Here is a 7,172-nt window from a genome sequence, read left to right on the forward strand (position 1 = left end):
TTGTACAAAATTCACTGTTTCCGACTGGGAAGCAATTATGTTTGTTACCATTTCCTTTATGTTTTTTCTTTTTAGATTTAGCAAATGCTTCATGAGAGTTATCATTCATAAAACCAGTTGAAGCACTTGCATACGATAGTGTTGTTACTAATGAAAATGCAATAAGAAGTTTAGATACTTTTTTCATTTCTACCCCTCCAAAATATTAATTTAAAATAAAGATATCACAATTTTAACAAAAATCAAGTGTATAAAAATATAAAATTATTAATTAGTTTTGGAATATATTTTTAATATTCTGTTCATTTTTACAAAGTATACGTATTCTATACAAACTAACTACCTATAATGCATGTTATGGCAACAAAAGGGAACTCAATAATGAGTTCCCTTTTGTTATTTATTATTCTAATTCTATTGTTTTAACCTCAGGCACTTCTGGGATAAAAGCATGCTTAATTTTTATATAAAGTTTCGCAGGTTTATCATTTAGATTCACTTGGTAATATCCGATGCCCTCACTTCCTTGATTATCTGATTGTAATTTAATTGATATTTTTTTAGAGTTTCTTAAAATTTGATAAGTTTTATTATTATCTGTTATATCATGTAATTTTTTTGTATCGTGATTTTTTATATAACTATTGATTTGTTTTTCGCTAGAATAGCAAACCCATTTATCGAAAAATAAAAAGTTTAAAAAAATGTAACAAATTATCAAAAAAGCTATTATAACAAATATATATAATGTTCTTTTCATGAATTAACGCCTCTTCTTTAAAAAATTTTTTATTATTTATGATAACGTAAAAATGAAAGCTTTTTCTACATAATATAATTATTTTTAAGGAGATGTAAAAATTGAAAAAATTCACAAAAATATTTTTAGCAAGTATTTTAATAACTAGTACAGGGATAGGATCGTTACAATCAAATACTAGTAAGGCAGAAGAAAATACGGCTCCTCAAAATGTTAAATTAGTTGGTACTTATGATGTATCTCAAGTTGATTCAAAAACAATGAAACAATTTAAAGATATTGAGAAAGAAGATAGTAACTTTCATGTTATTAAGAAAGATAATAAAGTTACTATAGAAGATACATTACCAAACCCAGATAAGAAAAATAATACTGCTAATAGAAGTAATGAAAGTGGAACTAAAGTGATTAATTTCTCTGATTTTGTTGGCAGTATGGATGGTAAAGATGATGGAAAAATACCAGAAGGTACTTCACTTTATAGCAAATCATATAAAGGTCAAAAAGATGGACAAAAAGTAAAAAAAGGAACTCACGTTCATTGTAATAGATTTAATGGAACTAAATCGGATCATAGATATTGGTCTAAAAAACATCCTAAAGCATATGCAGATTTTTATAAGAGTGACTGCTGGTACCATGCTAAAGCTTATAAATGTTCTTCTATAGGAAAAATGACTAAGTGCGATGGATTAAATGTGAAGAAAAAAGGTGTTAAAGATTGTTCATCATGGAAAGGAAAACCAAATCATAAAAACTGGCCTAAGACAGCATGGTATAGAAATTAATTATGAATCAACTATACATTTTAACTACCTATAATACACCATTATGTTAACTAACATATTAGGGACAAACGCCGTCATTTCAGCGTTTGTCCCTTTGTGTTTGGATTATCGATTATTCATCTTTTATACAGTCCCTCAACCACACGTTTTCATGCATTTTCATTAAATGAAATTTTGTATCTTTATTCAGTTATCAATCTTCTATTTTTTAGACGCGCATGATATACTTGTATACTTATTTAATAGTAAACAAATATACAAGTATACGAGTTAATTATTAAACTTGTTTACTTGTGATCGTACAACGTATTTAGCTGTTGCATACATGATGCGCGCATATCGTATGCATGTATATTGTATGCATGCATACAATATCTATTTATAATGTGGCTCTTTCGTCTTTGTCTTTCGATATATATAATAGATGTTGCACTTCCTGTGCATGAAAGGAGGTGTGATGTACAAATGAACATTGCATTTTTCGTCGTAACTATTATCATTTGTCCTGTCATAACAGGTATCATAGCCAATTATTTGTATGATCAATTCAAATGATAAAAAGAAAACCCCCACAGCCGTCCAAAGCTTTGTGGGGGTTTTTGATGTACAAACGACATCGCACTTTTCGTTACACATATAATATCATGATATTACACACTCTTCAATTAATGCTTTCGCTTTATAAAATTTTTCTATTCTTCCCAATCGACTTTAAGTTGTTTTAAAAAGGCTTCTCGTTCTTTCTCTAATTGTGGGTCATACTCAGTTTGTGTTTGTTTTTCATATGTGCGTTCTTCTAACCATTTCGGCGTTTTTTCACGACTGATATATTGTCGTGACTTACCTATATTCGCCTTTTGTGATTGTCGTTTATTGTGAATGCGTTTCTCAGCGTCAAATGTAAACTCTAGCCATTCAATTTTACGTCCTTTTTTCGCTTTTATTTTATTGATATTAAGGTTATTAAAAATAAAGCCTAATTCTTTAATGATAGGGGTTAATACTTTTTGATTAATATTTGTCATACGGTAACTATTAGGAATATCTAGCCGTTCTCTAAAATCATCAATTTTAATTTTTACATACCCAGTATGTTTATACTGCTTAAGTATTCTGAACATATGCTTAGAATATGTAGATTTAAGGTGTGTCATTTCTCGAAGTTCAAATTTAGTGAAGTTATTAGTTAATGAATTAATAATATGTTCTAAATCTGGATTAACACCAATAGCCACATACTCTTTATCTTTGTAAATTTCTACTTTAGTAAAAAGAATAAATTTTCTAATAACATTCTCAGTTTCTTCTCTATATGTTAAAGAGAAGATTTTATCATAGAATTTTTCTAAATCTTGAATAAAAAGCTTTTTATCATGACTATAGTAATTACTTAATTCTTTTAATTCTTCAAATGGTACATTAACAGTCAAATTGCCTTTATCTTTTAATTTATTACACAAAGTAAAAAATAAATTAACTTCGGTATTATTAAATTTTCTCAATGGAACTAAATTCATATCATTTTTATATACTACTGTTTCTCCACTCAACTAACTCTACTCCAATCTAATAGAAACTTTTATACAATAAAGATTCCTATTAACTTTAATTTTAAATACTTATAATCGCTATATTATAAACAATAATAACATATAGAAACCTAATATTAAAATAGTTTCTTTAGTTTAATGATTGGTTGCCTTTAGTTTAATGATTGGTTGCCTTTAGTTTAATGATTGGTTGCCTTTAGTTTAATGATTGGTTGCCTTTAACACTTCAAATCCTTTGTCGCTCTAAGGATAAAATGGCATTTAAAAAGGTTTTAAAAAGATTTATAAAAAGATATTAAAAAGTTCGGGGCATTTCCCCTCACAAATTCAAAAGACAAAAAGGAAACCAACCACATTTGTGGTTGGTTTTTATTATTTATAAAACACTCAGTGGTATAACTTTAATGCATTATTCCAATTGCTTTATTGACATTGAGCCTCTGAACCCTTAATAAACCCGAAAACTGTCGACTCGTCGGATTAATAGCTCACGCTATCCCGACATTCGTCGAAACAGTTTAATTAAGGGTTCTTCTCAATGCACAATAAATTTTCTCGGCATAATAGCGATAACCTATTTTAAATTCTGAGCCTCATATAGACTTTTTATTATAAAGTTAAGGTTTTTATATAGATATTAACGTTAAATACGCTCATACGCGCTTAAAATGACATATATAAGCAATCCAAATAAGGCATAAGGTACAAGATAGAACACAACGATTAAATAACGCCATGCTGAATGCCCTGTTTTTAATACATAATTAATCCATTCATAAAAGTGATGAACACCTAACAAATCGCCTAACGGACTTAATACTAAAAATGCGACCATGACTAAAGCAACGATGAAAAACATGGATGTAATGCCTTTAGTTAAACGATTAAACGCTTGATCATATTGTTTGATTGAAGTTTCATTCCTTTTGATACGTTCATCAATCGCTTTCTTATAGTCGCTATTCGCTTTTTGAAGTTCTGTTTGATTGTTTTTCATTTCTTTAACTACGCTTTGTGTTTCTGTTTTAACATCATTGAGTTCTTTTTGTATGGCTTGTTCGAAATCTTGTTTTAAATTATCGGTATCAATCCGTTGTACATAGTGTCTTGCTGCAGACATAAAACGTTTTTCATTGGTTTCCGTCGCTTGATTAAAGTTCGAAGCCGTGGTCTCGATCGTTGTCAATAATTGTTCGTGACGCTTGTTTCTCTCGTTCTCTCTCTTCTCGATCTCTTCGAGCCTTTTCATCAGCAAGTCTTGCTGATTCTGCAACCTGTCGGCGACGCTCAAGCTCATTTGTGTCTTGGGCGAATTGGTCCCAATCTGATTGAGTGACGCCTGTATCTCGTTCAGTTGATTCATCACGGTTTGAAGTTGGTCGTTTTGGCTGGAAGTCGGTGTCTGCGTCTCGTTCTTGTTGTTGTCGTCGTTGAATTTGTCTTTCAAAGCCATCTTCGATACCTCCTTTATTGTAATATTCTCCTAATCGACGTCCACGCACCTTTTTATCTTCAGCTCGGTGTCGATACGTAATGCTTTTAGGCGTGACACGTTCAATTTCAATGCCATGTTGGTTTAAATGGTCTTTGAATTCGTCCATATTCGTGGCTTGTGATTGGTCTATCGCCTCTCTGATTTCATCTTTCCATGAATATTGGGCTGTTGATTTCGTATTAGGGTCAGCGATTGCTTTTTCCGTTTGTGTATAACGTAGTCGTGCTGTGTTCTTTTCTGGCACACTTAAACCATGTTCCAGACAGACTTCGTCATTGAAATCTCTTAAATCACGTAAAGTTTGTTTATTGTTGTTAAATTTTTTGCCTGTCTCAAGATCAATCGCATTAATCACAATATGATTATGTACATGATCCGTATCGTTATGTGTATAGACAGCGATTTGATGATTGGGGGCCATTTTCTCAGCAAGTTCTAAACCTAACTGATTACATTGTTTAGGCGTGACTTCATCAGGTTTGAAGGATTGGATAATCACATGACCTTGATTACCGTCCGTTTTACCATATAACTCACGAGTGGCTTTGAAACTCGATTTGGCATAATCTACATCACAATTTAAGCCACTTTTCTCAACGGCTCGTTTCTCAGCGTAATTAATGGCACGTGACGTTGATTTGGTTGCACTTATTTTAGTTGTTGCCATATTTCATCAAGCCTTTCACGTAATTCGCGGATATTATGTTCTAATGCCTCATAATTGGGTGCGTCATATTGATGTTGATTACAATATTTGGTAATCTGATTGGCATTTGAACCTAATTTCCCCAAATCTTTGGCTATCGATTGTCGCGTTATTTTATCTAATTTAGGTGCGACTAATCGAGATCCCTGTGCCTTTTTCTTAACGAAAGAAGGCACACTCATATTTAAAGTTTCAGCTGACTGTTTCAACTTTAAATATTCGGATTCGCTCACACGAAAACTGATTTGTTTCGGCTCCTTACGGTTGGGTTTATGATTTCGCCCAACAGTTTCGTCGCTAGCCACAAATGTTTTTTGTTCGCTCATCAATCCCACCACGCTTTCTTCGAAAGATAACTCCTTAAATTAATTTTACTTTATAGGATAAAGCAAAATTAATCAAGTCGTTATGTGGTTTGGCAAGCATTGGCTTTGCTAGCCAATAACGTGGCAGACGCGCCAGCTTGTTGGGGATATTCCCCAAGCCCCTTATGATTTTTTTTAGCGAAAAAATAGTGGCTAACATGTTAGCCACTCATAGTTTGAAAAATTCAAAATAATTATTATAGGAACCAAAAATATAGTTACTATAATTATTAAACCCAAATAAAAAATACAATTAAAAAAGAAATGATAATAAGGTCAAAAATGATGTTCTTTATATTCCAAGTTAAAAAATCAGGGACACTATTAATAATTAACCCTGCTATCAATAAAACCTCACTAGCAAAGTGTATGTACTTTAAAAAAGAAAGATCAGATAAAGGAGTGCTTTTCATAAGCGAAAAAATAACAATACAAATAAATGCTGTTCCCATAACAACATTGCCTATCTTATAATATTTTTCATAGTCTTCAGTTTCTCTTAAAAGCATTTAATCTCTCCTAAGCCAAAATCCAATTTGTTTTAACTTTAAATTTTTTTGAAGTATATACCAAAGTCTTATCTTTGAGTGCTTTTTTATCCTGTTTATAAAAAATCTGCAAATTGTTCGCGATATTTAACATGTAAAAGAGAGCCCAACACAAAAGTAATTAAAAGGAAAGCAAGATTATATAAAGATAGTTTCCAATGTGTTATAAAAAACCAATTTTGATATAGAATTGCCGCTCTATAACTTTCAGCTATAAAATAGATAGGATTAAATTGTATAACCTTTAAAACTAAAGTATTTGTCGGTAAATATAAGATTGAAGATATAAAAAATATTATTCTCATAAGAGCTTGCATAAGCATTTGGACATCTCTAATAATTACAGCTAATGTTGAAGTTAATAGTGTTATTGTCATTGTCAGTAACAAAGTGTAAGGGATAAAAATTAATAATTGTAATGTATATATAGTAGGGTAGTATCCATTTAAAGCACATATAAGCATAATTAAAATAAGTAATAGTATATGAGTGTAAAATTTACTCAAGACGATATAACTAGATAATATAGATAATGGGAAATTCATTTTAGCTACTTGCTTATATTTGCTAGTAACTGCTTTTGTACCATTTAAAATACCTTGATTCACAAAAAACCACATACTTATTCCTACAATTAACCAAAAAATAAAAGGTATATTCTCAACAGTTCTATTATTTCTGAAACCTAAACCAAAAATAAACCAATACATAAAAATTTGTATTGAAGGATTAATTAACTCCCATGCTGTTCCCAAATAATTATTTTTGTTAGAAATTTTCATTTCAAATTGTGCTAATCTTTTCATTAAATATAAATTATTAAAATGTTCTTTTAATATAAATAAAGATGATTTCATAACATTAAGTTACCTTTCTAAGATTATTAATATTATAAATGAAACCTAAAAAAAAGGTAAAGCAATTGTTTATTGCTTTACCTTTTCTATTTTAATTATGGAG

General features: G+C 30.4%; 10 protein-coding genes. 1 reads left to right on the plus strand and 9 read right to left on the minus strand.

Features of this window, described 5'->3' with window-relative positions; translation table 11 throughout:
* Together NSQ15_RS12365 and NSQ15_RS12370 are read right to left on the minus strand one after the other, a co-directional pair.
* Positions 1–187 (minus strand): hypothetical protein (locus tag NSQ15_RS12365; protein ID WP_340747195.1); only part of this gene is annotated, 187 nt, incomplete at its 3' end.
* Positions 188–403: 216 nt separating this feature from the next.
* Positions 404–760 (minus strand): hypothetical protein, encoded by a 357-nt coding sequence (locus tag NSQ15_RS12370; protein ID WP_002486150.1) that lies wholly within the window; start codon positions 758–760, stop codon positions 404–406.
* A 101-nt stretch (positions 761–861) separates the two neighbouring features.
* On the opposite strand from NSQ15_RS12370, the gene NSQ15_RS12375 reads away from it, so the two are divergent.
* Positions 862–1,548, plus strand: coding sequence for a hypothetical protein (locus NSQ15_RS12375; RefSeq protein ID WP_002477842.1), 687 nt, complete (start codon positions 862–864; stop codon positions 1,546–1,548).
* A gap of 692 nt (positions 1,549–2,240) precedes the next feature.
* On the opposite strand, the gene NSQ15_RS12380 is transcribed toward NSQ15_RS12375, so the two are convergent.
* From NSQ15_RS12380 to NSQ15_RS12410, 7 genes are all read right to left on the minus strand, one after another.
* Positions 2,241–3,098: a replication initiation protein gene (locus tag NSQ15_RS12380; RefSeq protein ID WP_340747196.1), complete on the minus strand. Its 858-nt coding sequence runs from the start codon at positions 3,096–3,098 to the stop codon at positions 2,241–2,243.
* A gap of 643 nt (positions 3,099–3,741) precedes the next feature.
* Positions 3,742–4,218, minus strand: a complete 477-nt coding sequence (locus tag NSQ15_RS12385) for a mobilization protein (protein WP_340747197.1) — start codon at positions 4,216–4,218, stop codon at positions 3,742–3,744.
* Positions 4,219–4,249: 31 nt separating this feature from the next.
* A complete protein-coding gene (locus tag NSQ15_RS12390; protein WP_340747198.1) occupies positions 4,250–5,260 on the minus strand; it encodes a relaxase/mobilization nuclease domain-containing protein in 1,011 nt (336 codons plus the stop codon).
* Complete coding sequence (locus tag NSQ15_RS12395; RefSeq protein ID WP_340747199.1) at positions 5,242–5,625, minus strand: plasmid mobilization protein; 384 nt, start codon at positions 5,623–5,625, stop codon at positions 5,242–5,244. Before NSQ15_RS12395 ends, NSQ15_RS12390 begins: the two co-directional genes overlap by 19 nt.
* A 34-nt stretch (positions 5,626–5,659) precedes the next feature.
* Positions 5,660–5,824, minus strand: coding sequence for a hypothetical protein (locus tag NSQ15_RS12400; RefSeq protein ID WP_340747200.1), 165 nt, complete (start codon positions 5,822–5,824; stop codon positions 5,660–5,662).
* Positions 5,825–5,894: 70 nt separating this feature from the next.
* A complete protein-coding gene (locus tag NSQ15_RS12405; protein WP_340747201.1) occupies positions 5,895–6,173 on the minus strand; it encodes a hypothetical protein in 279 nt (92 codons plus the stop codon).
* 95 nt (positions 6,174–6,268) lie between these two features.
* Positions 6,269–7,069, minus strand: coding sequence for an ABC transporter permease (locus NSQ15_RS12410; protein ID WP_002447415.1), 801 nt, complete (start codon positions 7,067–7,069; stop codon positions 6,269–6,271).
* Between the last annotated feature and the right edge of the window lie 103 nt (positions 7,070–7,172).

The sequence above is a fragment of the Staphylococcus sp. FSL W8-0774 genome (assembly GCF_038006785.1).
GTDB classification, from domain to species: Bacteria; Bacillota; Bacilli; order Staphylococcales; family Staphylococcaceae; genus Staphylococcus; species Staphylococcus pasteuri.